We start from the raw sequence: 23,276 nt of genomic DNA, 5'->3' as shown, positions 1-23,276 counted from the left end.
AATCGCTCATTTCGTTCGCTGGGACGGCGTGCCGCCGCCCCTTAGCTCAATCGTTAGGTGGAGCCGCACATGCAGTTTTGCACTGTAGAAGAAGCTAAAGAGTATGTTGTCGCTCTCACAAACAAAGCGAAGACACTTGAAGAAATTAACTCAACCATAAGCCATTATCAGGAAATGTTTGAGAGCGCACACAGTGAGGAATCTCGGGGCTTATGGCTAAGTGAACTGGAAAAATTGAAAGAATGGAAAAATAGCGATGATTTTAAGCAAGGAAACTATCCTCAGGGCATTGATGAATTAATTCTTGAACTCATCGAATGGCGAGCCATGGTGTATGCATTTCAAAATGTAGAAACAAAAAACAATCCATTCAAAGACAGTGGTTTTTATGCTCAATGGTATCTCGGCTCAATCTATGGTGTATTCACAATTATTGGAAAGCTTGTAAGCAAAGACAAACGCGACAACTCATTGCGCAAGTTATGGGAGCTTGCCTCTCCATTAATACTTTCTAACGGCGCGTGCACTAAAGAAGAAGTCGACTATATCCACTCGGCAATGGAAATAAAATCCGGCCTCTTTACAAACGAAAACTCCAAGACATTATTATTCAGAAACAAGCTAGTTTCACACAACGAGGCAATGCCAATTGTCCGGTGGAGTGACGTTGACAACGACCTGCGCCTACTAGTTAGAGTGTGGTCGCTTTTAGTTTCTTGGAGTTCATTTGGTCTCTTTCAACCATTCCGAGCCGATGAGCAGGCGTTTCTGGGTTTAGGCTCGATGTTCGAGATCACAGAAATAAAGGAGCTGAAGTTAAAAAGGCAATGCTACTTTAAAATTGTTCAAGGTTGGAGCAAGTGCTATGCCCATTCAGGCATTGAAGATCCTGGGCGAGGAGCTTTTTCAACTCTGTCTGTAACAGCCGACATCGTTCACACCACCTAACAAATGGTTCAAATCATTCGCTTCGCTCACTGGGACGGGCTAAAGCCCGCCCCTTAACCAAACGTTAGTAGCCAAAGGAATGCTCCGTGTTCACCCAAAACCGACATCCAGACAGGCATATACTCGATTCAATAGTAAAACCCCTCGCCTCTAAGGGTTTCTTAATTTTTATTTCTTTAGCAGCCTTTGGCGCAGGAATTACTTTTTCATTAATTAATGAAAACTGGTCGTGGATGAATCGATTTGGCGCGGTGGTTATAGTGGTCGGCCTGCTTTTTACTATGTCACCTCTGTTTTCAAGCGGAGTTTATAAGTCACAATCCGGCGCTGGGCGCTTCGCTGACCTCCACACCGACGGCACGCCGATAATCACGACAGCAGAAGAACGGAGGATTGGTAATAATGTTGCACTAGGCATCGTTATTACTGCCATAGGCACGCTAACTAACGCCTTTGGCGACTTACTAGGCAATTGTGTATATGGTTTTTAACAATACGCAAACGTCGCTCACTTGGCTTGCCAGACAGTCAAACGGTACGCTTTTGCCTGCCGTTTACCTGATCGTTAGTGCCCGCTCTGGGTCACTTTGTGCCTCTTGGGATGGGCAGAAAACGGCCAAAAGCGGTCATTGAGACTTGTCTACTAAATTGGAGGCAATTTAGAGTGCAAACGCAAATCGCACCACGAACCTATGATCAGGCATTGCTTTTGTTGAGATTGGCACCGTACCGAAAAACCCGATCGCCAGAACTTTTGCAAAGCCCAATTTTAGATTGAAATGGCGTACTATCATCAGCAGGAACAGTCAGTGAAACTGACCTGGCTGAAATGACATAGCACCGAAAACAAGGTGCAATACAAAACGCAGAATTTATCCTATGAATTCAACTTTCTACCTTCCGCGCAGCCTCTCCAATAAAGACAGCATTTACACTGAAGAAGCGTTGCTGGCGGCTTCAAATTACGTTGTTGTCTTAGCAGAGCCCGGAGGCGGAAAAACTGAACTTATGGGAAGCTTAGCCCGACAGCTGGGAACTTCCACCGTTACCGCAAACAAGTTCAAACACTTGGGGGCCGATGCCGAGAATAACCCACTCGTGATCGATGCGTTTGATGAGTTGGCCAAACTCGATCAAACGGGTATTCACAGCCTTCTTGCTAACGCCAGAAAAGCAAAGCCAACACGCGTCATCATTTCTAGCCGATCCAGCGAGTGGGGCACAGCTGCCACAAACGCATTCGAAGACTATCTAGGATGCTCACCGCTGGTGGTTAGGCTTTGCGAGTTTGAAGAGGGAGAACAGCGGGAAATTTTTCATCATCATGTTCGGGGTGAGGAATTTTCAAAGTTCCAAGCGGAAGTGTCTCGATTCGACTTAGGAGCGTTACTCCCTAATCCCCAATTTCTCAAGATGTTTGCAGATGCTTATATGGAAAGCGGCAGACACTTCACAGATAAACGAAATATATTTTCACAAGCTGTCGAGCGGCTGGCGAAGGAAGCTAACGTCAATGTAGCGCAGACGCTATCCAGCACACAAAGGGTTGCTCTGTCCTCCGAAGTGTTCGCCAAGCTTTTGCTGTCCGGAGCAGAAGGCATAGGGACGAGCGAGTTAACCGCAGATCGGATCTATCCACTACTGGCATCACTCTTTGACAAACACACAGTAGCTGAAGGCATCTTGGCAACTCGACTTTTCAAACCTGGAGACAGTGCGGATCAGCATCGGCCTGTTCACAAGATCGTTGCTGAATACTGTGCGGCAGACTACCTTGCAAAGCGGATTTCTGATCCGGTTGATCCTCTGACATTACATAAATGCCTACCTATCATCGCTCCGAACAACTTAGTTCGAGATGAGCTCCGGGGATTACTGGGTTGGCTCGCGGCGCTAGGCAACAGATCCATTCAAGAGATTGCTATTGAGCTTGACCCCTACGCGGTGCTTGCGAACGGTGATCCCTCTCAACTTGAACACTCCTCAAAACGTCTACTTATACAGGGTCTGAAAGACGTCGAAACGAAGGATCCCTATTTCCGCCGAGGCGATGCTTGGCGCCGGTTCAGTGCTTCAGGTTTCTTCACCCAAGAGGTTATGACAGAGATTAAACCCCTGCTAGCGAGCGGCAGTGATGGGCATTGGCGTGATCTAATTCTTGAGCTTCTGACGGGGTCACCAGCGATTGCGCAACTGACACAAGAACTGCGTCAACTCTTGTTGAACTCAAGCGAAAGCGAACACACTCGCTTGTTGGCTAGCAGATGTCTGCTCGATCTGTCGGGCCATGACCATCGCGCCGATTTAGCAGTCCTAGTCTCTGAATCCAGTCATACCTCTCTGAAAATTGCGGTAACCATCCTTACGGCTATCGGCGCAGAAGTATTAGGTTTAGCTTACCTCGCCAGCTTCTTTCGAGTCTGCTCAAACCTTTACCCTAGTCATCAAGACCCTTACAAATCCACAATCGGTACGCGTTATTTCATAAAGCGCTTAGTTGGCGAGCTTGGTTTGATATCAATCGAGTGGCTACTTGATGACTTAACCAAAGACCTTGTTTGCACATGCAAAAAAAAACATTATGAATGTGATTGTCGAATTGGGATCAGCAAGGTTATAGGCCTAATGCTGGATCGATACTTTGACCTGGCAATGCCTCATTTTGCCCCGAAAAGAGTTTGGCATTGGATCGAAAATCTGATTTTTCATGAGCAGAAATCAGCAGGTCAGAGCAAGGCAGTTCAAGTGCTTCAAGATGACGATGGTTTGCGTCAAGGGATCATGGCACAAGCACTTGGAAACCTTACCAACAGCGACGATATTTTCGAGACTAAAATACAGAAATTTGATTTTCACTCTCACTCGGGCCTTCGTTTTCAATCCAATGATTACAATTTTATAGTCGATCTGGCATTTGAAATTGATAACCCAGCCTTGTGGGCGAGCTATATCGCAATGCATAACTTTCATCAAAGTGAAACACTGCGAGGCCCAAATAAATTGCGACGGCACATGCGTGAACAGGCATTGGAGAAATCCTCTTTGATGCGTGAGTGGGCAAAGTTCAACAGAGCTGCCGCGCAATCTGCACAATCCCAACAAAAAAGTATGTTTGCTCATAGGCGGAGGATGAAACGCCGCCACCGAGAACAAAACGACATCAATAAGTTAAACATCCAGTATTTGCGAGACAACCGTGAGCTTGTTGAAAGTGGTCGGCATTGGCTTTGTCTTGCGCGCTTTGCTCATTTGGCTCTTAACGACCCCGATAAAATTGAGCATGAGTTCGGTGATGAAGCGCTCGTTCGTAAAGCTCTCAGAAACTGCCTAGATTTCATTGCTCCCGATGTCCCTAATCTGCTCAGGCTTGCGGAATTACAGTGTGCATCGCAGGGCGCACATACTGAACCTGTTCTTTTTGCAGCTTGCTTGGAAATCATGCGCAGCGACGGGAACCTGGAAAATGTCGATCTGTCGTTACTGAACGCACTGCGTACTAATCTTGACATGGGTTACAGTGCCGTGCCCGACGAAGAACGCCAAGCGCTGAAAGATGAAGTCAACCGATTGATTTTCGCCTCCGCGGGAAGTGCCGAAACCTTTCTCCGGCAGTACGTCGAGCCCCAACTCGCACAAAAGGGCTGTCAACATCCCGATATTTGGTTGTTACGCGGTGATGAGGTTTTCAGCCATCTACGAGCGGCAATCTCAATAGAATGGCTTAACCGATTTCCTGATTTGGCGCTCGGATCGCTTGATACGCTCTTTGAAATTGCGGCCGAGTTCGGTGATCGCGATGCCCTTCAAAAAATCATTGCAGAGCGTTGCTCAACTTTCATGTCCGCGTGGCCCAGCCCGACTGGTGATGAAGACCTCGAAAAAAGGCGCGTGTTTTGGTTCGTGCGCGCTTTTTATTTTTTAGAGGAAACTCCTAAAACATACTGGAATTGGCTCAAAACCGACAAGGACACCATATTTTCGCTTAATGATCGCTCTGGGCGATTTAACTATGGCGAACACTCCCATTGGCCCAAGCTCACATTAAGCAAAGTAGTGGCTGTTCTAGAGGCCTTTATTGACAAGTGGCCGAAGGTGGACCTACCGAGCCATTGGGGTACGGGAAGCCCCAGCGAAGAAAATGCATACCGCTTTTTGACAGAAATCGTTTGGTTAATCGATTTAGATGTCTCCGATGACGCCGTCCGTGTCATTGATCGCCTTCTTGCCGATCCGAAGTTCATAGACATGTACAACGATCTTAAGAGCATACGTGCTGGTAAAATCAGTCAGAAAGCACGGAGGGATTTTGAACCGCCGACGCCACAGGAAATCGTCGATCGCCTGGATCGCGACATGGTGGTGAATGTTGAGGGCTTGCGCCAACTTGTCCTCCAAGAACTTCAAGATTTTCAGAAAGCAATAAATGGTGGTGAATTTAACTCCGCGGATCGCTTTTACGACGATGGTAAGCACTTGAATGAAGTACGAGCTACCGAGATCATTGCTGAACGTCTCAGCCTAATACTCAAACCGCAAGGCATCGCAATTACGCCGGAGCACCAGCTGAAGAGTGCTAACCGCAGCGATTTTACGGCGACAAAGTTGATTGGCGGTACAAGACGGCTGCTTGTGATTGAGGTAAAAGGTCAGTGGCATAGAGAGTTATACACTGCCGCGGCGGCGCAATTATATGCGCGCTACTCCATCCACCCCGACGCTGAACACCAAGGCATTTATCTTGTGATCTGGTTTGGCCGAAATGTGAACGTCGCAGGAATTAAAAACAGAACTATCAACACCGCTCAGGAGCTGAAAAACAGCATCGAGAAAACGATGCCGCCAGAGTTAGCAGGACTAATTGATGTGTTTGTTTTGGACGTTTCTAAACCCTAAGATGCAGCAATGAAAGACCGAGCCTCGGCTGGACGTAGCAGGCTTAGAAGAATCCAAATACCGGACTCCGAATCAGCCCTAGTTTTGTAGGCAGGAGGAATGACCGCTTCTGGCCGATTTCTGTCTGTCGCTAAGGGCTGAAAACGGCCAGAAGCGGACGCTGGACAGCGCACGGCAGCATGTCTCTGAGATCGCAATCCAACGTCATTAACGATGCTGATCACATGTCTATGCCCAGGCTATCCGCTAACGCCCTTAGCCTCAGTGTTACGGCGATGATCTCGTCTTTCGTCATTCCACAATATGTAGGGAGTGATTCGGACGGAATGTGCTGCGCGAGAGCTGGCCCACATGCAATGAGATACCTAAGCTCTCGCTTGGTCACCGTGAGGTTTACACATTCAATATCGGAAAGATCGTCCATTCAAATCCCAAACGAACCCAGAGCTGTCGTTACTCCACATTTATACGCCTGCGCCTCACAATTTGTCAGTGTTCCCAACCACCCTTGGCTAATTGTGCTTTCTGACACTGTCCGCTTTGGGTCGAAAGTAGCCGGTGACAGCTTCATCAATTGACCATACTCCAATCAACCTATTGCAGGTTCCAATTGGGGGCACTGTCGCTGCTATGCTTGAGCTTTCTCGAAAGGAATCGACACCATGCCAAGCGATTATTCACTGTCGGATGTACTGGAAAGGCTGTTCGAAAATCAGCAGGCCTTAGAGGCGGCCATTATGGAGTTGACCCTGCTGATTGAGGAGCAAGGGGCACAGGAAGTGGGCGGAAATGTCCGTGGTGCACTGTGGACCATGGGTGAAAACGCCGGTCATATCAAACAAGGCCTGGCTCGATTGAAGAAATTGGACATCGGCTAGGTGCAACACCTTTGCCAAGGCTGCCTGAATCCGACTCCAAAGTGCCTATGGGCGCATCGCTCGAGGGTTCTGACGACGATCAGACGCTTGATGCCAAAAAGAGGCGGAGAGTTGATTCTGGCAAGCGATGAGCAGACATTTTTTTGCGATTTACTCTGATACGCTGCTGAAGCACTCGTTTACAGGAGTTGTTCGCATGATTGGCAAGTTAATTTCGACGGGGTTCAGTTTGGCCACCTTGCCCGCCCGCCTGACTTTTCGCAGCGTCCGCGCCTTGGCCATGACGCCTGCCGAAGCCAGCCGCCTGCTGGCGGACATGCGTCAGGCATCGGATCAGGCGGTGCAGGAACTCCAGGGGCTGTTGGCCAACGTCGATGCGGACATGACCCACAAAACGGCGCACCTCAGTGCTGCCGACAAGCGCCTGGCAGCCGAACTGGCCCTGCACGCCGCCGAACAACACCTGAACATGGCCGCGATCAACATTCTGCGGGCCGTCTGGCTGACGCTTCACTCGACGCCGAACTTGCCGCCAAGCGAGCTTGATAAGCGGCTTGAACAGACACGTAACGACTAACAGACCGTCCGGCGGATCGGTCGATCCGAGCGAGAAATGGGAACTCAGCATCCTTGAATCGGCGCTTCATGTGCAGGTGGGGTTTATGGAGCGCTTACAATTCGGTTAGTCAGTCCGGTTCACCTCACTGGCAGCTATTGGCGACAGTTTAGTTGCGACCATCGCAGAGGAATTACACCTCCGTCTGTTCAGCCATTTCTAGGGCATCATCGACCTCGATACCCAGGTATCTGTCAGTGCTTTCAAGCTTCGTATGACCAAGCAGGAGTTGCACAGCTCTCAGGTTCTTCGTCCTGCGATAGATCAGCGATGCCTTGGTTCGCCGGAGCGTGTGAGTACCGTACATGGTTGGGTCAAGGCCAATGGTTGTCACCCACGCTTTGACTATTCGAGCGTATTGCCTGGTGGATAGATGGTCTGAGCCGTGCAACCGGGTCGGAAACAAGAAGTCCTCGCTGCGGAGGCGGGCCTGATGCATCCAAGCCTCCAGAACTGTTCGGGTTTGCTCTGTGATTTCAAATTGCACTGGGTGCTGGGTTTTCTGCTGCATCACGATGGCCCGTGACGACACATATTCCCCATGGGCTATGTCTCGGACTCGCAGCTTGGTTAAATCACAGGCACGCAGCTTGCTGTCGATGGCCAAGTTGAAGAGAGCCAGATCCCGTGTTTTCTCCGCGAGCTGGAGTCTTACCCGAATGGCCCAGATATCTCTGACTCGGAGCGGGGCTTTCTGTCCGACTAGCTTTCCCTTGTTCCATGGCTGACGACTATATGTAGCAATGATCTTCATGGTTTGTCCTCCACGTTGAGGGAGGACAAGGGTGGATCAGTCACGGTGCGTGGTGGTCGCTAACCGACCCTATGCAGTCGTTCGCAAAAGGCAGCAACCGGCCGAGGCTGTGTAAAAACGTTTTTGAGCGCGACAGGTACTCAAAGCCGGACTGGAAATCGCGCTTCTACGCGAAATCCACATCTGCTGACGGGCCAATAAATTTCAGATTTAACGTAGACGCGCACACTTCAATTTTGGCGAAGCGTTTTTACACACTCTGGGCCAGAAGCAGACAAAACCGTGGCAAATGGATGGCATGGGCCGCTATGCTGAGTCCTCGCAAAGTATTGAGCTTGCCGTCACCAATAAGAGTGTCAGTAATCAGGATAGTCACATGCATCACATCATCGGTTTATACACCTCGAAAAAAACAGAGCAATTGTGGCGGCTAGAGTCTCAAGACCAAATTGTTTTCAGATCTGATTGCTTTCATTCGCTTGGTTATTTTTACCTGATAGCTCCTGCTTTTGAACAATATGCTCAAAGAGATGCAGGGATAAGCATTACGTCAATGAACGTAAAATTTTGCCTCAGAAGTGACGATCTAAATAACGCGGTGGAAATTTTGAATAATTTCGAAATGGCGCTATATCAGCGACCCACAAGCTGGCGGGAATATCTAGGTGAAATTCAGTACCCCAGGCAACCACGGCGGCCAATTCAACCGCTGTTATTCAGGGAGCGACTAGCTCGACTCGTCCACAAGCTGCGAGCGTTAGTGCTTAAAGCTCAAGCCCTGGATGCGGGCCTTGTGTATGGGAATGGGGTCTGTTACCGCTCTCTGCGCGGTATAAAATTGCCGCCCGGTACTGTTGTGTATTCTTAGATCCTGGTTAACGGTACAAGCCTTTCTTTTTGCTCGGGACGTGTTAGAGCTCGCCCCTCAATCAAACCAGTATATTTACTACGAAAAATTATATGAAAAAGCTAAGTAACGATTTCAGTGGGGCACTCCGAACATTTGCATACTTCATGGCAAGTGGAACCCACTACATGCTAAAAAACGTGGAGTACCTGGACGTTTATGGCTCAGAACCAAGTGCAATCGAGATGGTGTTCGCAATATTTGCGAACGTGATAGAGATGGACAGTGAAGGGAATGTGCTCAATTTCACCCACGCCCAAAAGAGAGCGACTGACTACCTAAGGTCCTACTGCGACCCATCTTTCAAAGTGACGCCACCTCTTGAAGACTGGGAAACCGAACTTTATGGGCCGCCCCCACTCGGACGCTAAGAGCGGGCTTTAATCTGTTGCGATAAAAACACATATTGGAAATTTCTCCCTCTTTACTGAACGACCGCTTTTGGCCCGATTTCTGTAAGCGTCCGCCGAAGTCACCTTGCATGACTCAGGCAGATACCCACTGATGCGGCAGCAGTTGGTCGATCTCACTCGCCCGCTGCGTCGGCAGCCGCGTCAGCACATCTTTGAGATAGGCATACGGATCGTGCCCATTCATACGTGCCGACTGGATCAAACTCATAATCGCCGCTGCCCGTTTGCCGCTGCGAAGCGATCCAGCAAACAACCAGTTCGAGCGTCCAAGTGCCCACGGCCTGATCTGGTTTTCGACTGGATTGTTGTCTATGGGCACCGCCCCATCGACCAGGTAGCGCGTCAGCGCTACCCAGCGTTTAAGGCTGTAATCCAAGGCTTTGGCCGTTGCTGATCCATTGGGCACAAGATCGCGCTGGGCCAACATCCAGTCGTGCAGTGCTTTGGCCAGCGGCGCCGCTTTTTCTTGCCGTATTCGACAGCGATCTCCATCACTCATGTCTCGCACTTGCCGCTCAACTTCGTACAAACCGCCAATCGAGTGCAGCGCCTGTTCTGCCAACTGACTTTTATTCGCGACATGCAGATCGAAAAACTTGCGGCGGGCGTGAGCCATGCAGCCGATTTCGATCATGCCTTTCTCAAACCCAGCTTTGTAACCAGCAAAGTCGTCGCACACCAGCTTGCCATTCCACGCGCCGAGGAAGTTACGCGCATGCTCACCGGCGCGGCTCGGGCTGAAGTCATAAACCACTGCCTTAAGCGCCGAAAACGGCGTGGTGCAGTAAGCCCAGACATAAGCGCGGTGAGTTTTCTTCTCTCCGGGCGCAAGCATCTGCACCGGCGTCTCATCGGCGTGGACAACTTGCTGCGCCAGGACGGCTTCTCGCAAGGCATCAACTAATGGCTGAAGCTGTACACCTGTTTGTCCAACCCATTGAGCTAGTGTGGAGCGCGGGATCGCTAAACCAGCGCGTCCGAAGATTTTCTCCTGCCGATACAGCGGCAAGTGGTCAGCGAACTTCGCCACCAACACATGCGCGATCAGGCCCGCAGTTGGGATGCCCTTGTCGATCACTTGGGCCGGTACCGGTGCCTGGATCAGTGTTTCGCACTGACGGCAGGCCCACTTCCCACGCACATGCTGTTCAACAGTGAACACGCCCGGCGTGTAATCGAGCTTCTCGCTGATGTCCTCGCCGATGCGCTGGAGTTGGCAGCCGCAAGTGCACTGAGTGCTTTCTGGTTCGTGATGAATGACGGTGCGTGGAAACTGCGGCGGCAGTGGCGCGCGCTTTGGTTTTTGGCGCGCCTCTTCTGGAGCAGGAGCCGGAAGCAGTGCCGTCAGCTCGGCGTCGATAGCCTCAAGGTCGGTGTTGAGCAGATCGTCGAGCAAGCTGCCTTGTTCAGGACTGATCTGCTCGCTGCGTTTGGCAAACCGGTGCCGCTTGAGGATCGCGATCTCGTGGGTCAGCTGTTCGATGATGGTTTGATCGCGGTGGATCTTTCTGCCCATGGTGTCGACCTTCGACATCAACTGCGCAGCGAGGGCGCGCAGTTGGTCGGGGGTCATTTGGTCGAGGTTGGGCAAGGAAGTCATGCCGTGGATTTTACCAAAGCAGACCGCCTACGGCAGTAGGCCAAGAAGCAAAATTAAAACTTTTAAAGCAGTGTAATTACGCCGCCAACGCCAACACGTTGCCAAGGTAGACCGAGCACCAACGCCCGAAGTTGCTCGGCATCCAGCTCCATCTCGCAACCTTGGCGAATGCCTGGCCAGTGGAATTTGCCTTGGTTCAACCGCCGTGCCGCCAGCCAAACACCAATTCCGTCATGAACCAGGACTTTCATTCGGTTAGCCCTGCGATTGGCAAACAGATAAGCACAGTGCGGCTTCGCCGCACCGAATACTGCGATCACTCTGGCCAGCGCAGTCTCGGTACCCGCGCGCATATCCATGGGCTCGGTGGCGAGCCAGATGGCGTCTATGCGGATCACTTGGCAAGCTCTCGAATAAATCGAGCGCACCCATCAGGATCGGAAACTGGCCACTTCACTGCGATGGCTTGTTCGCCAACGGGTATCTCGATGATCGCCGATGCCTCCGACGGCCGCTTAGGCGGAGCCTTCAACGGGACAAACGCAGGCAACGCGGCAACTGAGGTATGCCGGTAAAGCGGCAGCCATTTACGAATGACGTTGGCGTTGATGCCGTGAGCGATGGCAACGCTTGAAACGGTGGCCCCGGGCTGAAGGCATTCCTGAACGACCTGGGCTTTGAACGGTTTGGGATAAGAGCTTCGTTGGCGCATGGAAATCCTGGCGATTAAGGGTGATCGCGTCCGCTTAAAAATACGCGGACACCATCGCCCTTAATGCTGGAGTTTTGAAGGTGACATGGCCGGACGCTTACCGATTTCTGCCTGTCGCCACCGTCAGTTTTGGGTCGAAAGCAGCCCCATGATGGATTGGGTAGATAGGTTGCTGCAGGCCCCATAAAATAAGGCTTTCATTGCTTTTAATACATATGATGTAGCAGGTACTAAGCAACCCACTTTTAGGTGGCCCGTATGACCGAGCCGTCCCGTCGATGCCGTTGACTATTTCAGCCGACAAAATCACTAGGGCAATTAAGGAGTGGAGAGCAGCTAACGGTCTCCCTGGATTCAGGAATAGGCCCTTATTAGAGGTTTCAACAAGCGTCTTTTTGGGATTGGATTTTGGGGTCAGGCTTTGAGGCTTTGCAAGTCAAGGGGTCAGGTCTTGCGTCAACTCTGCTTGGCATATCTCTCGATCTAGCAGGCTACTGAAAACAGTATTTTTCAGCAGCCTGCTAACCCGAACGAGTATGTTACGGGTGGTAACTCAAGTACGTAAGTACTTGAATTGTTGTGAAGGCTAGCGGCTCCACTCGGTGAAGCCCCATGTGTCGGTAAAGTCCCTTAATATCATTAGATTTGCGTTGTCATTGCCACGCCAAACGAATGCAAGATGGTCATCCTTTCTCATACACCACTCGAATCCTCCAGACTGAATCTTATTCACAACCATCTGCTCCCATGCTCGCTGGTACTGAGCTTCACAGATAAGCCTCTCTTTAGTGTTGTAGCCAAGGTAAGCCCCGTTAGAACTTTCAGGGGCTACACGGCAAATAAAACCAAGGTAGCCCCCATACTCGACACACTCAAATTTTTGGTTTGGAAGGCCCGCCCATACCGCCATTTTCACGGCCCCTGCAAGGTTAGGACCCGTATCCACCGTTACAGCACTTGCGTGAAAATGATTCGTAGGTACTGGATATTCATGAATAGCATAGGATATGCCTGGGGTCGGAATATGGTTGCCGTTGAGTTGCATAGTCATTCCTCGCTAGTTTATGTGGCATTGAGTTTGTTAGAGCAAATTATTGATGAGAATATAGGATGTAGCAGGACAATCTCGCGATTGTCTGTGCCGCTTTTTAGTACGGAACCGTCAACTAGTCCATTCTCGGCAAGTAGGGATTTTTGGTACTTGACTGTGTCAGTCGTAGCCGTAGAACAGCCCATCGGGGGGATTTTTCTCAATCGCAATCAAATATAGGCTCAGATGCTCTTTGAATATCTAGTGCTGAAACGTCAGGGTCAGCGGCCTGTTGACCGCCTGTTGCTAATTTATAATTTTTTGACTTTTTACCATTTAAAAGAAACATGCCGCCATAGAAAGAGCACATGTTGCCATCTCCATTTCAATAGGCCGGGGCCACCGACCTGCTCGTCCAATCCGCGTAGCTGCGGGAGTGACACAGTCAATTGACCGTGTACACCATAGTCATTCAAAACACGACAGGCTTCTACTGTTAAAAGCCTTATACATTATATTAATTCGCGATTAACACTATTAGTATTTGAGCTCTTTCATGTTTTGCACATCATAATTCAGGTGATCTACCGTGATGGATTGGGTCTAGCAGTCCTCCAACGCCCCAGCCTGACTGGCTAATCTGCTGCGACTTCTTCGCTTTGTAGCAATTTCTAAGCAAGCTGTAATAACCGCCTGACATTGGCACTGCCGGTAGTATGCTTGTGTTTTTCTTGAAAGGAGTCGACACCATGCCTGGTGACTATTCATTGTCGGATGTACTGGAAAGGCTGTACGAAAACCAGCAGGCTCTGCAGGCGGCCATTATGGAGCTGACCCTCCTAATTGAGGAGCAAGGGGCGCAGGAAGTGGGCGGAAATATCCGTGGAGCACTATGGACCATGGGTGAAAACGCCGGCCATATCAAACAAGGCCTGGCTCGATTGAAGAAGTTGGATATCGGTTAACCGATTGCACACAAAAGGCCAGTCGACAGTTGAATTCGGAGAACCAGCCCGGTTCACCTCACAGGCAGCTATCGGCCAAGAGCGGCCATTGCGCAACAACGGCCTGGTTGCTCCCTCAACACTCTTGTGAGACGTTGAGGTGTCGCTAATTTTTCAGGAAGATCATGGACATTCGATCGACGGAAGCAAAAGACTGGATGCTTTTGAAGCAAGTCCGTCTCGCCGCGCTTTTGGACACACCGACAGCGTTTGGTGTGAGTTACCAAACTGCCGCCAATTACAGTGACGAACAGTGGAAAGAACGAGCCTCGTCAGCAGGAACGGAATTCTGGCTGGCCTTCGAGGGAGACAACCCCGTGGGAATGATAGGGGCCGGGGTCAGTAGCGCGAATCGCTATAACTTGATCGGAATGTGGGTTGAACCCGCTGCACGTGGCTCTGGCATGGCAGCTAAGCTGATTGAGGCAGTGAAATCTCGCGCGATGGGGAAAGGGCACGACCGCGTTTTTCTGGACGTCTCTCCCGACAATGCGAGAGCCTCGAACTTCTATCTGAAGCAGGGTTTTTCTTTCATAGATGAATGGGAACCGTTAGAAAGTCATCCGCATATCACGGTTCAGACAATGCTCTGGACTATCGGAAACTGATTCACAAGCCTCCCTGCTCGGTGGATGTCCGCAATGGGTCGAGGCTGTGTGAAAACGTTTTAGAGCAAGTTTGACAGTCAGGACGGGGCCGAAAATCGCGTTCCTACGCAAATTTTCGGTCTATTGATTAACCAAACGCTGGCAGATTTTACGTAGCAACGCAGACTTCAAAACGGCGCATGCGTTTTCACACAGCCTGGGTCAGGAGCAGACACTCAGTGCTTACGACCGGCCCCTGAGCGCCACCTCAATCCCACAGGCGCTCACCCTAGGCACAGCGGCGTAGGAAAGAGCAGCATCAATAGCCACCCAGCCCCAAAGAGCCCAATTCCGAACGTCAAATGCGCAATGACGCTTCTGCGTCTTACCACGTTCGGTGCCGCTGTCCTCGAAGCGGCGATGCCGAAACCGAACGCGGGCAGCATAATGAAGAGAGGTGCAATCACACTGATCAAACCAGTCACCAGCGCGGGCATCAGAGAGGGGTTGCACATCCAGGCAAGCCCTTGGGCACCGAAGAGCACCATCGCGAAGACACCGCCAGTGATGTAATGGAACACCCAGCCAACCAGGCGTTCATTCCCGACAGGGGGCGCAGTCACAATCGAGGCGTGACGAAACCGCCCTTGTAACATGTGGCCCAACCAACGACCGACGAGCCCATAGTCAAGCGACGCCAAGCCAAATACCCGCGTTTGAATAAAAGCCGATACGTCCATGATCAGCGTGGCCCCCATTCCAACAAACAGAATGCGCAGTACTGTCTCACCTACTCCCACGGTATTTCCCCTTGCCTTCAGCCTGTTTTGGCGGTTTGATCCCGGCAGTCTGCAAGTTCAAGTCGACTTGAGGTCAAGCATGAAAGAGATGGATATCGGTGAAGTGGCACGACGTTCCGGTCTGCCGTCTTCAACCCTGCGCTACTACGAAGAAAAAGGTCTTATCAGCTCGATAGGTCGTCGTGGTCTGAGCCGCGTATTTCGTGCGGATGTACTCCAGCGGCTGTCATTGATCGCGCTCGGGCAATCTGCGGCGTTTTCATTGGACGATATCGCCGCCATGCTGGACGCGGACGGTCAGCCTGCCATTGATCACAAGCGGCTTGAAGAAAAGGCTGACGAACTGGACCGCACCATCAAGCGCCTCAGTACTATACGCGACGAGCTTCGTCGTGCTGCGTCGTGCCCTGCTCCCCGTCATATCGAATGCTCGACGTTTCAGAAAATGCTGAACGCTATTGGGACGGGGGATCTCAAGAGAGAAACCGGCAAGGGCAACCTACGCAGACATGGATCGTGAAACGGTCGCGTGCCCACTTCACGCCCTGAGGACGTCAGTCGTGACAGGCAGTTATCGGCCAAAAGCAGACGGTCAAAATGCGGGCAGTAAATCTCTCTCTTTTTCCATGCCGCCTTTTCCAGCGTGCCAGGTAGAGTGTGGCCGTAAAACCTGCAAACACTAAAGCGTGCAAGTTTTATGACCGCCAAGGCCAATCAGAACGTCTTGCTGGCGCTGACCACCACGGTCGCCGAGCACACATCGGTATAACCGTAATAGCTCGCGCACTCGCTCTTGGAAAGATCCGTGGCAACGTAACTCAGCCCCCAGTCAACGCCAAAAGCGCTACGGGTCAGCTTGGCTTCCCATTCGTCATAGTTACTGCGAACCCTGCCACTGGTTGAGACGAACACGTCATCCTGAGGTCGACAGGCACGCGTCAACGGGTTGTTACGACCCTTGACCGAACAAACCATGGCCCCAACTGGGCTTTGCTGACTCATCGCGACAGCGAGAACGACCCGGTGGCGCGGAGCTTCAGTGAGTGGTTACTTAACCACCTGGTAGCAGGAAGCCAGGCTACGTAACGGTTCCGGACTAGACAAAGACAAGGCTTCGCCCTTCCCATGCCCAAAAGGGCACAGGTCAGGCGTACGTCAGAGAGACAGGTATCTGTTGCGGGTAACCGGAGCTAATGTCTAACGCTTAGCTCAACCGAGGATCTCAGTGGCAGTGAGATCCAGGCACTGACGCGCCTTGGTCACAAGTTCGTCAATTTCGGCCTTGCTGATTACAAGCGGCGGCGAAATGATCATGGTGTCGCCGACGGCGCGCATGATCAGGCCGTTGTCGAAACAGTGACCGCGGCAGATCATGCCGAGGCCCCTACCCTCGAAACGCTCGCGAGTCTGCTTGTTCTTCACCAGTTCGATCGCACCGAGCATGCCGACGCCACGGACCTCGCCCACCAGCGGATGATCCGCCAGCTCGCGCAAACGTTGCTGCAAATAAGGTGCTATTTCTTCACGCACGCGCTCGAGAATCTTTTCTTCGCGCAGGATGCGGATGTTTTCCAGCGCCACCGCCGCCGCCACGGGGTGCCCGGAGTAGGTGAAACCGTGGTTGAAATCGCCACCCTCGTTGAGCACCTCGACGATCTTGTCGCTGACGATCAGCCCGCCCATGGGAATGTAGCCGGAGGTCAGACCCTTGGCGATGGTCATCATGTCTGGCTTGTTAGCGAAGTAGTCGCTGCCGAACCATTCGCCGGTGCGACCGAAGCCACAGATCACTTCGTCGGCAACGAACAGGATGTCGTACCTGCCAAGGATCTCGCGGATCTTGGGCCAGTAGGTGTCGGGTGGAATGATCACGCCGCCGGCACCCTGAATCGGCTCGGCAATGAAAGCCGCGACCTTTTCCACACCGACTTCAAGGATTTTAGTCTCCAACTGCTCGGCGGCCCAAATACCGAACTCGTCCGGCGTCATATCCCCGCCTTCGCCGAACCAGTACGGCTGCGGGATGTGCACGATATCGGGTATCAGGCCTCCTTGGTTGTGCATGCCTTGCATCCCGCCTAGGCTGGCGCCGGCCACGGTCGAACCGTGATAGCCGTTGATGCGGCCGATGATAACTTTTTTCTGTGGCTGGCCTTTGATCGCCCAGTAGTGACGAACCATGCGCAGCATGGTGTCGTTGCCTTCCGAACCGGAGCCGGTGAAGAACACATGGTTCATGCCGGCTGGTGCGATATCAGCAATCGCCTTGGCCAGTTCCAGCACCGGTGGGTGCGCGGTCATGAAGAAGGTGTTGTAGAAAGGCAGCTGTTTCATCTGCTTGCTGGCGGCCTGCACCAACTCGTCACGACCATACCCCACCGCCACGCACCAGAGCCCGGCCATACCGTCGAGGATCTTATTGCCCTCGCTGTCCCAGATATAGACCCCGTCGGCCTTGGTAATAATCCGTGGTCCCTTCTCCTTCAGCTGTTTGTGATCGCTGAAGGGCGCCAAGTGGTGATCATTGCTCAGTGCTTGCCACTCGAGTGTCTGCGGGTTGCTGACTTGCTTGCTCATAGTTGATTCCTACAGTCGTACCTAACAAATCCGGAGAGAGTTTGCTGCCCCCAACCACGTCAACACGCGGGAACAGCGAACGGCCACTTACAGATACCAGCGGTATTCGCGCGCATCGATCTCTTGCATAAAGGCCAGATGGTCCTGGCGTTTGTTTTCGCAGTAGACATCGACGAACTCCGCGCCCAGCCCCTCGCGTATCCGTGGCTCGTGCTGCATTGCACGCACCGCTTCCAGTATTTCCAGCGGGAAGTCGATGCCGCTGCGGCGGTCTTCGTTGAGCGACGCGATCGGTTCATGGCCGGTGACCAGGCCGCTCTCCAGACCGACCAGGATCGCAGCCAGGACTAAATAAGGATTGGCATCGGCGCTGGCCAGACGATATTCAATTCGCAGGTTCTGCGGGTCCGACTCGGGAATCCGTACACAGGCATCGCGATCCTCAAAACCCCAGCTGGCCCGCGTCGCGGCGTTCACTGTGCCGCCCAAACGGCGAAAGGCATTCTGGTTCGGTGCGAAAATCGGCATGCAATGCGGTAGCAGCTCCAGGCAACCGGCCACTGCATGACGCAGCGCCTGCTGCTGGTTTGCTGCCAGCAGGTTATTCCCCGCCGCGTCGTAGAGGCTGACATGTACGTGCATGCCGCTGCCCGGGTGCTGCAAATAAGGCTTGGCCATGAAGCTGGCGCGGTAACCATGCTTGAGGGCGACACCGCGAGTGCTGCGGCAAAACAGAGCGGCCCAGTCGGCGGCACGCAGACCGTCATCGAGGTGACCAAAATTAATCTCGAATTGACCCGGACCAAGTTCGGCAGTGATCACCGTGGTATCGATGCCTTGGGTCCGCGCCGCCTCGACCATTTCATCGAGCACCGGAGAAAAGCGCGACAGCCGTTCGATGTGCATATTCGGCTGATCATCCGCATCGTCCGTCAGCAGATCGCGGGGGAACTGTGGTTGTCCATCGCAAAGCTGCTTATCGAACAGATAGAACTCCAGCTCGAAGGCCACCACCGGGTGAATGTCTTTGCTGCGCAGGCGATCCAGGACCTGCGCCAAGACTTCGCGCGGTTCGAAAACGATAGGCGCCTCAGTGCCATCCGAGGTAATCAACATCTGCCCCAGCGGTTGTGCTTCCCAGCTCACCGGCTTGAGTGTGCCGGGCACCAGACGACGACCGGCATCCGGGTCGCCGTCGTTGAAGCAGTAGTCGCCAATCTTGAACAGCCCACCCTGGACACCTAGTAGCACGCAGTTCTGCGGCAGCTTGAGGGCGCTACCGGCGGCCACCTTCTCGAGCATTTCTACTGGGTAGCGCTTGCCATAAAAGTGCCCGGGAATATCCAGGGAAATCAGGTCGACGTAACGCACCTGAGGGTAGCTCTGGCGAAAAGCACGAACCTCGGCCAGCAGGTCAAAGCAGCGAGTATCCATTGTTGTTCTTCCTTTGATCTCTTATTAGGCAATCAGGTGTAAACCCAGAGGACTCGGGCAGGATCTTCAGTGAGGTTGCCGTAGCGACAACGGGCACGGCTGGCCAACTGGAAGCTGTCGCCGGGATACAAGGTGACGGGCTCATCGTCATCGAGCCACAGCGTCAACTCCCCCTCCAAGACATAGCCGCCCTGCTCTGAGCTGTCGCTCAAGTGCCGCTCGCCACTGTGGGCACCCGCCTCCAGCTGGCTTTCAAGCATGGAGAAGGTGGCCGACATACTCGGCGAAACCAAAATGTCAGTAATCCCGTTGGCGAAATACAGCGTGCGCCGCTCATCCGGCCGGGTAACCCAAGGCAATTCCTTGGGCTTGGGCAAGCTATAGAAATAGGTGGTCGGCACCTCGAGGGTTTCGCTGATCGCCGTCAAGTCCGCCACGGTGGGGCGCGATATACCGCGTTCGACTTGCGAGAGAAAACCTACCGAGCGGCCGATTTTGTCCGCCAGCTCCGTCAGGGTGTATTTCTTGTGCTTGCGTAGGTCCTGAATGAGGATCGCCAAGGCAGCGATTTCTTCTTGCTTGTTCATGCCAGGAGCTCCAAAAGATTGCTCATCAAATACTATCGCGCAGTCCATACCAGGCCTTGCCGATGGCTTCCACCGGGGCTGCCAGGTGTTTGCCGCCGGGGAACCTGCTGTTGCTCAAACCTTGGTACAAGGCCAGCTCATCCGGCTGGCCGAGAATCGCATCGGACACCGCGCGGGCTCCGGCCAACGTCGGAAGTACACCGTGTCCGGAGTAGCCCTGTAGCCAGTAGAGGTCACCACGCCGGCCGATATCGGGGGTGCGCTTGAGAGTGAGGTCGATATGCCCTCCCCAGGCAAACTCCAGCTCGACGTCCTTAAGCTGTGGGAAGACCCGTTGCAGATAAGGCCGGGTCGCTGCGGCGATGTCCTTGGGCATCCCGCCCAGATAGGTGCAACCACCACCGAACAGCAGGCGGTTATCCGGTGTGCGGCGGAAATAATCGAGGACGAACTGGTTATCGGTGACGCAGACATTGCTCGGCAGCAATGCAGTGGCTTGCTCTGCTGTCAGCGGCGCGGTGGCGACCTGATAGGTGCCGACCGGCAATACACAGCTGGCCAGTTCAGGATCGAGCTGATCGAGGTAGGCGTTGCACGCCAGCACCAGCACATCCGCCCGAATGCTGCCGTGTTCGGTAGTGACCACGTACTGATCACCTGCTTCGCGATAGCTCAGCGCCTTGCTCTGCTCATAGATGCGACCACCCGCGCGTTCGATGGCGGCAGCCAGGCCGAGCGCCAGTTTCAGCGGATTCAGATGCCCGCCTTCGGGGTCGAACAGGCCCGCCTGATAACGCTCGCTGGCGACCCATTGCGGCAACTCTGCGCGCGGGATAAAACGCAAGCCGTCGTGCCCCCACTTGTGGCTGGCCTCGCGCTGCCATTCGGTCAGGATACTTACCCGACACGCCATCGCCGAAGTCCACAGGTGGCCGGCGCGGTAATCGCAATCGAAGTCATGGCGCGCGGGTAACTCACGCAACTCCTGCGCAGCCCAGCGCATGCTGTCCCACAGCCGCCGTGCTCGTTCATAGCCCTGTGCTACCTCCAGCGGCGGCATATCAGAGGACCACCCTAGAGTCGCCTGACCACCATTGCGCCCTGAAGCTGCCCAGGCAACCCGGCTGGCTTCCAGCAATGTCACACGCTTGCCAGCCAAGGCCAGGCGCAAGGCCGTATGCAGGCCACTGAACCCGGCACCGATGATCAGCACCTCAGTGTCGTGTTCACCTTCCAGCGCGGCACGATCCAACAGGCGATCAGCGCAACTGTGGGCGTAATAGCTGGAGACGTGTTGCGTGGACTGCTGAAACATGAACACCTCATGAAATTATGCTTATATAATTTCATGAAAAATTATCATTTAAATTTCACAACCGCAACATTCCGGGAGAATTTACTTACCCGAACAAGCGCAACTCACGCAATGAAGTGACGGCCAAGCCCCCCCAGAAAAGGCTAGAGCGAACGCCAGCGGTGTGTGTGTGTGGTGTGTAAGCCGAGTGGCTGAAGATGGCACGCAAGAGATGCAAACCTGCCAGCCGCACGGCGGGCTAGCAGGAACTGCGGTTGCAGGTCAGTAAGGCTTGCCTGGCAATCGGCCCTGCCGGCTCGTTAGCCGGCAAGCCCCTGGGCTTTCATCAGCTCAGTGATGATCGGCACCGGGCCGAGCAAATGTTCACGCATGATGCGGCTGGCACGCTCGGCATCCCGTGCCAGAATCGCCTCCACCAGCACCGCATGCTCGTGCCGCTTGGCCTGCAGCGCTGCTTCGGAAAACACCGTTTGCTGCAGCCAGAGATGGCGATAGCGCTCAGCCTGATCGAATAGGGACGCGCGGACCTTGAGCAAATGGGCGGAGCCACAACCGGCGACAATCGCCCCGTGGAAGGCCTTGTGCCGGGCATCCCAAAGGCTGAGCATCTCCTCGGCATTTCTGACTTCCACAACCTTGGTCAAGGTATGCGCCCCCGCCAGAATTTCTGCCTCCCAGGCGTCATCACCGCGCTCGATCGCCAGCGTCAGCAGCATGGCTTCAAGGTTGGCCCGGGCATCGTAGATGTCCGCCAACTCGCTCAGCGACATCGGTGCGACCCGATAACCGCGCTGGCTGATAGCAACCACCAAACGCTCCGCCACCAGCTGTGACAGCGCTTCGCGCAGCGGTCCTACGCCCAACCCATAGCGCTCTTTCAGGCCACTCATCAAGAGCTTTTCACCCGGTTTGAATACGCCGCAAATGATGTCCCGCTTCAATACGTCGTAGCCGCGAACACCAGAGTTTTCCCGGGAAATCAGTGCTTCCATTTGAGCAAGTCCTTTCACATAACCCGCCCATTGTACCGGATCGAGGTACAAGAACCGCTAGTATCTAGATACTCATCGGTTTGTTGACATATCTTTAAAATGTAGATATTTTTCAATTTCGGCGACATTAAATCATCGCTGCGTCTCATCCCTTGGATTCGCCCATCTCACTGCCCAAGAGAAACGCCATGACAATTTTCACCCCCCTCAAAAATCTTGTTGTGCCACTGCCCAAGGAGCTCAAGGGCTTCACCCTCGCCCCAAGCGAGTACTCGCCGCGCCTGCTACAACTGACCTTCGCCAAAAGCACGGTAGAGGCGTTTCTCGCGGCGACGGCCCAATGGCCAATACAGGCGCTGGAATACAAATCCTTCCTGCGTTTTCGCGCCGCCAGGTTGCTGGATGAGTTGTGCGAAGGCAGCTTGCAGCCGGTCCTGATCAACACGCTGGTTGATCGCGATACCGGGGGCATGCTGGTAACGGCGCAAGGTTTGGACACTGTCGAGCAGGCTGACGACATGGTGAAACTGGCGACGGCCGTGGCCCATCTGTTTGGCCGCTCCAACTACGATGCGATGAGCGGGCAGTACTACGCGCGCTTCGTCGTGGAGAACGTCGACCGCTCTGATAGCTACCTGCGTCAACCCCATCGAGTGCTGGAGCTGCACACCGATGGGACTTTCGTCGAACAGGACACCGACTATGTGCTGATGATGAAGATCGACGAAAAGAACATGGAAGGCGGCAATTCCCTGCTCTTGCACCTGGATGATTGGGAACACCTGCAGACATTCAGCAGCCATCCACTGGCTCGGCGTGAAATGCGCTGGACTGCACCGCCGAGCAAGAAGGTCGACAAGGACATTTTTCACGCTGTTTTCGATAACGACAACCAGGGCTTGCCGATCATCAGCTACATCGACCAGTTCGTGCAGCCGAAGAACTTCGAGGAAGGCAACTGGCTGACCGACCTCTGTGAAGCGCTCGAAACCAGCCAACAGAAACTCTCGGTGCCGGTGCCGGTGGGTAGTTTCGTCTTGATCAACAACCATTTCTGGCTGCACGGGCGCGACCGCTTCACCGCACACCCGGGGCTGCGCCGTGAACTGATGCGCCAGCGTGGTTACTTCACCCACGCCAAGGTGCTGCGCAACCCCCGCCAGTGAACCGCGGGCGGCCCCACTTAACGCCATGTCGAGGGCAGCCAGGCTGCTGCACCTGCCCTCTTG

The 23,276-nt window shown here is 53.4% G+C and carries 23 protein-coding genes and 2 pseudogenes; 12 read left to right on the top strand and 13 right to left on the bottom strand.

Features of this window, described 5'->3' with window-relative positions; all coding sequences use genetic code 11:
• The first annotated feature begins 69 nt into the window (after positions 1-69).
• The 5 genes from QFW87_RS10145 to QFW87_RS10125 all read left to right on the top strand — a co-directional run bounded on the left by QFW87_RS10145 (position 70) and on the right by QFW87_RS10125 (position 7,296).
• The gene (locus QFW87_RS10145) at positions 70-948 is read left to right on the top strand and encodes a hypothetical protein (protein ID WP_283190417.1); all 879 of its coding nucleotides are present in this window, start codon (positions 70-72) and stop codon (positions 946-948) included.
• Between the two features lie 86 nt (positions 949-1,034).
• Positions 1,035-1,439 (top strand): hypothetical protein, encoded by a 405-nt coding sequence (locus QFW87_RS10140; RefSeq protein ID WP_283190416.1) that lies wholly within the window; start codon positions 1,035-1,037, stop codon positions 1,437-1,439.
• A 388-nt stretch (positions 1,440-1,827) separates the two neighbouring features.
• Positions 1,828-5,841: a hypothetical protein gene (locus tag QFW87_RS10135; RefSeq protein ID WP_283190415.1), complete on the top strand. Its 4,014-nt coding sequence runs from the start codon at positions 1,828-1,830 to the stop codon at positions 5,839-5,841.
• A gap of 662 nt (positions 5,842-6,503) precedes the next feature.
• Complete coding sequence (locus QFW87_RS10130) at positions 6,504-6,719, top strand: hypothetical protein (protein WP_053184852.1); 216 nt, start codon at positions 6,504-6,506, stop codon at positions 6,717-6,719.
• A gap of 196 nt (positions 6,720-6,915) precedes the next feature.
• Positions 6,916-7,296 (top strand): hypothetical protein, encoded by a 381-nt coding sequence (locus tag QFW87_RS10125; protein ID WP_009043509.1) that lies wholly within the window; start codon positions 6,916-6,918, stop codon positions 7,294-7,296.
• Positions 7,297-7,468: 172 nt separating this feature from the next.
• Here the strand turns inward: QFW87_RS10125 and QFW87_RS10120 are convergent, their stop codons facing one another.
• Positions 7,469-8,089 carry a tyrosine-type recombinase/integrase gene (locus QFW87_RS10120; RefSeq protein ID WP_283190414.1) on the bottom strand — a complete coding sequence of 207 codons (621 nt, stop codon included), beginning with the start codon at positions 8,087-8,089 and terminating at the stop codon, positions 7,469-7,471.
• A gap of 376 nt (positions 8,090-8,465) precedes the next feature.
• Here QFW87_RS10120 and QFW87_RS10115 point away from each other — a divergent pair, with 376 nt between their 5' ends.
• Positions 8,466-8,957: a hypothetical protein gene (locus tag QFW87_RS10115; protein WP_283190413.1), complete on the top strand. Its 492-nt coding sequence runs from the start codon at positions 8,466-8,468 to the stop codon at positions 8,955-8,957.
• A 92-nt stretch (positions 8,958-9,049) separates the two neighbouring features.
• Positions 9,050-9,367: a hypothetical protein gene (locus QFW87_RS10110; RefSeq protein WP_283190412.1), complete on the top strand. Its 318-nt coding sequence runs from the start codon at positions 9,050-9,052 to the stop codon at positions 9,365-9,367.
• Between the two features lie 115 nt (positions 9,368-9,482).
• Here the strand turns inward: QFW87_RS10110 and QFW87_RS10105 are convergent, their stop codons facing one another.
• The 5 genes from QFW87_RS10105 to QFW87_RS10085 form a co-directional block, all read right to left on the bottom strand.
• Positions 9,483-11,009, bottom strand: a complete 1,527-nt coding sequence (locus tag QFW87_RS10105; RefSeq protein ID WP_010465918.1) for an IS66 family transposase — start codon at positions 11,007-11,009, stop codon at positions 9,483-9,485.
• Positions 11,010-11,071: 62 nt separating this feature from the next.
• Complete coding sequence (tnpB, locus tag QFW87_RS10100; RefSeq protein ID WP_010465920.1) at positions 11,072-11,407, bottom strand: IS66 family insertion sequence element accessory protein TnpB; 336 nt, start codon at positions 11,405-11,407, stop codon at positions 11,072-11,074.
• On the bottom strand, positions 11,404-11,721 hold the full coding sequence (locus QFW87_RS10095; protein WP_010465922.1) for a transposase: 318 nt from the start codon (positions 11,719-11,721) through the stop codon (positions 11,404-11,406). The genes tnpB and QFW87_RS10095 overlap by 4 nt, the downstream gene beginning before the upstream one ends.
• A 586-nt stretch (positions 11,722-12,307) precedes the next feature.
• Positions 12,308-12,766, bottom strand: a complete 459-nt coding sequence (locus tag QFW87_RS10090) for a hypothetical protein (RefSeq protein WP_283190411.1) — start codon at positions 12,764-12,766, stop codon at positions 12,308-12,310.
• 205 nt (positions 12,767-12,971) lie between these two features.
• The gene (locus QFW87_RS10085) at positions 12,972-13,121 is read right to left on the bottom strand and encodes a hypothetical protein (RefSeq protein WP_283190410.1); all 150 of its coding nucleotides are present in this window, start codon (positions 13,119-13,121) and stop codon (positions 12,972-12,974) included.
• 379 nt (positions 13,122-13,500) lie between these two features.
• On the opposite strand from QFW87_RS10085, the gene QFW87_RS10080 reads away from it, so the two are divergent.
• On the top strand, positions 13,501-13,716 hold the full coding sequence (locus tag QFW87_RS10080; protein ID WP_283190409.1) for a hypothetical protein: 216 nt from the start codon (positions 13,501-13,503) through the stop codon (positions 13,714-13,716).
• A 164-nt stretch (positions 13,717-13,880) separates the two neighbouring features.
• Positions 13,881-14,363, top strand: a complete 483-nt coding sequence (locus QFW87_RS10075; RefSeq protein WP_283190408.1) for a GNAT family N-acetyltransferase — start codon at positions 13,881-13,883, stop codon at positions 14,361-14,363.
• A gap of 263 nt (positions 14,364-14,626) precedes the next feature.
• Here the strand turns inward: QFW87_RS10075 and QFW87_RS10070 are convergent, their stop codons facing one another.
• A complete protein-coding gene (locus QFW87_RS10070) occupies positions 14,627-15,142 on the bottom strand; it encodes a DUF2938 domain-containing protein (RefSeq protein WP_283190407.1) in 516 nt (171 codons plus the stop codon).
• 79 nt (positions 15,143-15,221) lie between these two features.
• Here QFW87_RS10070 and QFW87_RS10065 point away from each other — a divergent pair, with 79 nt between their 5' ends.
• Positions 15,222-15,662, top strand: coding sequence for a helix-turn-helix domain-containing protein (locus tag QFW87_RS10065; RefSeq protein WP_283190406.1), 441 nt, complete (start codon positions 15,222-15,224; stop codon positions 15,660-15,662).
• Positions 15,663-15,856: 194 nt separating this feature from the next.
• On the opposite strand, the pseudogene QFW87_RS10060 reads toward QFW87_RS10065, so the two are convergent.
• Positions 15,857-16,063, bottom strand: a pseudogene (locus tag QFW87_RS10060) (hypothetical protein); the annotation flags it as partial.
• Between the two features lie 4 nt (positions 16,064-16,067).
• Here QFW87_RS10060 and QFW87_RS10055 point away from each other — a divergent pair.
• A pseudogene (locus tag QFW87_RS10055) lies at positions 16,068-16,228 on the top strand (LysR family transcriptional regulator); the annotation flags it as partial.
• A 123-nt stretch (positions 16,229-16,351) separates the two neighbouring features.
• On the opposite strand, the gene QFW87_RS10050 reads toward QFW87_RS10055, so the two are convergent.
• The 5 genes from QFW87_RS10050 to csiR form a co-directional block, all read right to left on the bottom strand.
• Positions 16,352-17,719: an aspartate aminotransferase family protein gene (locus QFW87_RS10050; protein WP_283190405.1), complete on the bottom strand. Its 1,368-nt coding sequence runs from the start codon at positions 17,717-17,719 to the stop codon at positions 16,352-16,354.
• A gap of 87 nt (positions 17,720-17,806) precedes the next feature.
• On the bottom strand, positions 17,807-19,153 hold the full coding sequence (locus QFW87_RS10045) for a glutamine synthetase family protein (RefSeq protein ID WP_283190404.1): 1,347 nt from the start codon (positions 19,151-19,153) through the stop codon (positions 17,807-17,809).
• A 32-nt stretch (positions 19,154-19,185) separates the two neighbouring features.
• A complete protein-coding gene (locus QFW87_RS10040) occupies positions 19,186-19,740 on the bottom strand; it encodes an XRE family transcriptional regulator (protein ID WP_283190403.1) in 555 nt (184 codons plus the stop codon).
• Positions 19,741-19,765: 25 nt separating this feature from the next.
• Positions 19,766-21,055: an FAD-binding oxidoreductase gene (locus tag QFW87_RS10035; protein WP_283190402.1), complete on the bottom strand. Its 1,290-nt coding sequence runs from the start codon at positions 21,053-21,055 to the stop codon at positions 19,766-19,768.
• A 299-nt stretch (positions 21,056-21,354) separates the two neighbouring features.
• Positions 21,355-22,047: a DNA-binding transcriptional regulator CsiR gene (gene csiR, locus QFW87_RS10030; RefSeq protein WP_283190401.1), complete on the bottom strand. Its 693-nt coding sequence runs from the start codon at positions 22,045-22,047 to the stop codon at positions 21,355-21,357.
• A 188-nt stretch (positions 22,048-22,235) separates the two neighbouring features.
• On the opposite strand from csiR, the gene glaH reads away from it, so the two are divergent.
• The gene (gene glaH, locus QFW87_RS10025) at positions 22,236-23,213 is read left to right on the top strand and encodes a glutarate dioxygenase GlaH (RefSeq protein ID WP_283190400.1); all 978 of its coding nucleotides are present in this window, start codon (positions 22,236-22,238) and stop codon (positions 23,211-23,213) included.
• Positions 23,214-23,276: the final 63 nt, after the last annotated feature.

Source organism: Pseudomonas sp. PMCC200344, from assembly GCF_030053095.1.
Classification (GTDB): domain Bacteria; phylum Pseudomonadota; class Gammaproteobacteria; order Pseudomonadales; family Pseudomonadaceae; genus Aquipseudomonas; species Aquipseudomonas svalbardensis.
Note: the sequence above shows the minus strand (reverse complement) of the source record. Positions and strands in the feature narration are given on the sequence as shown.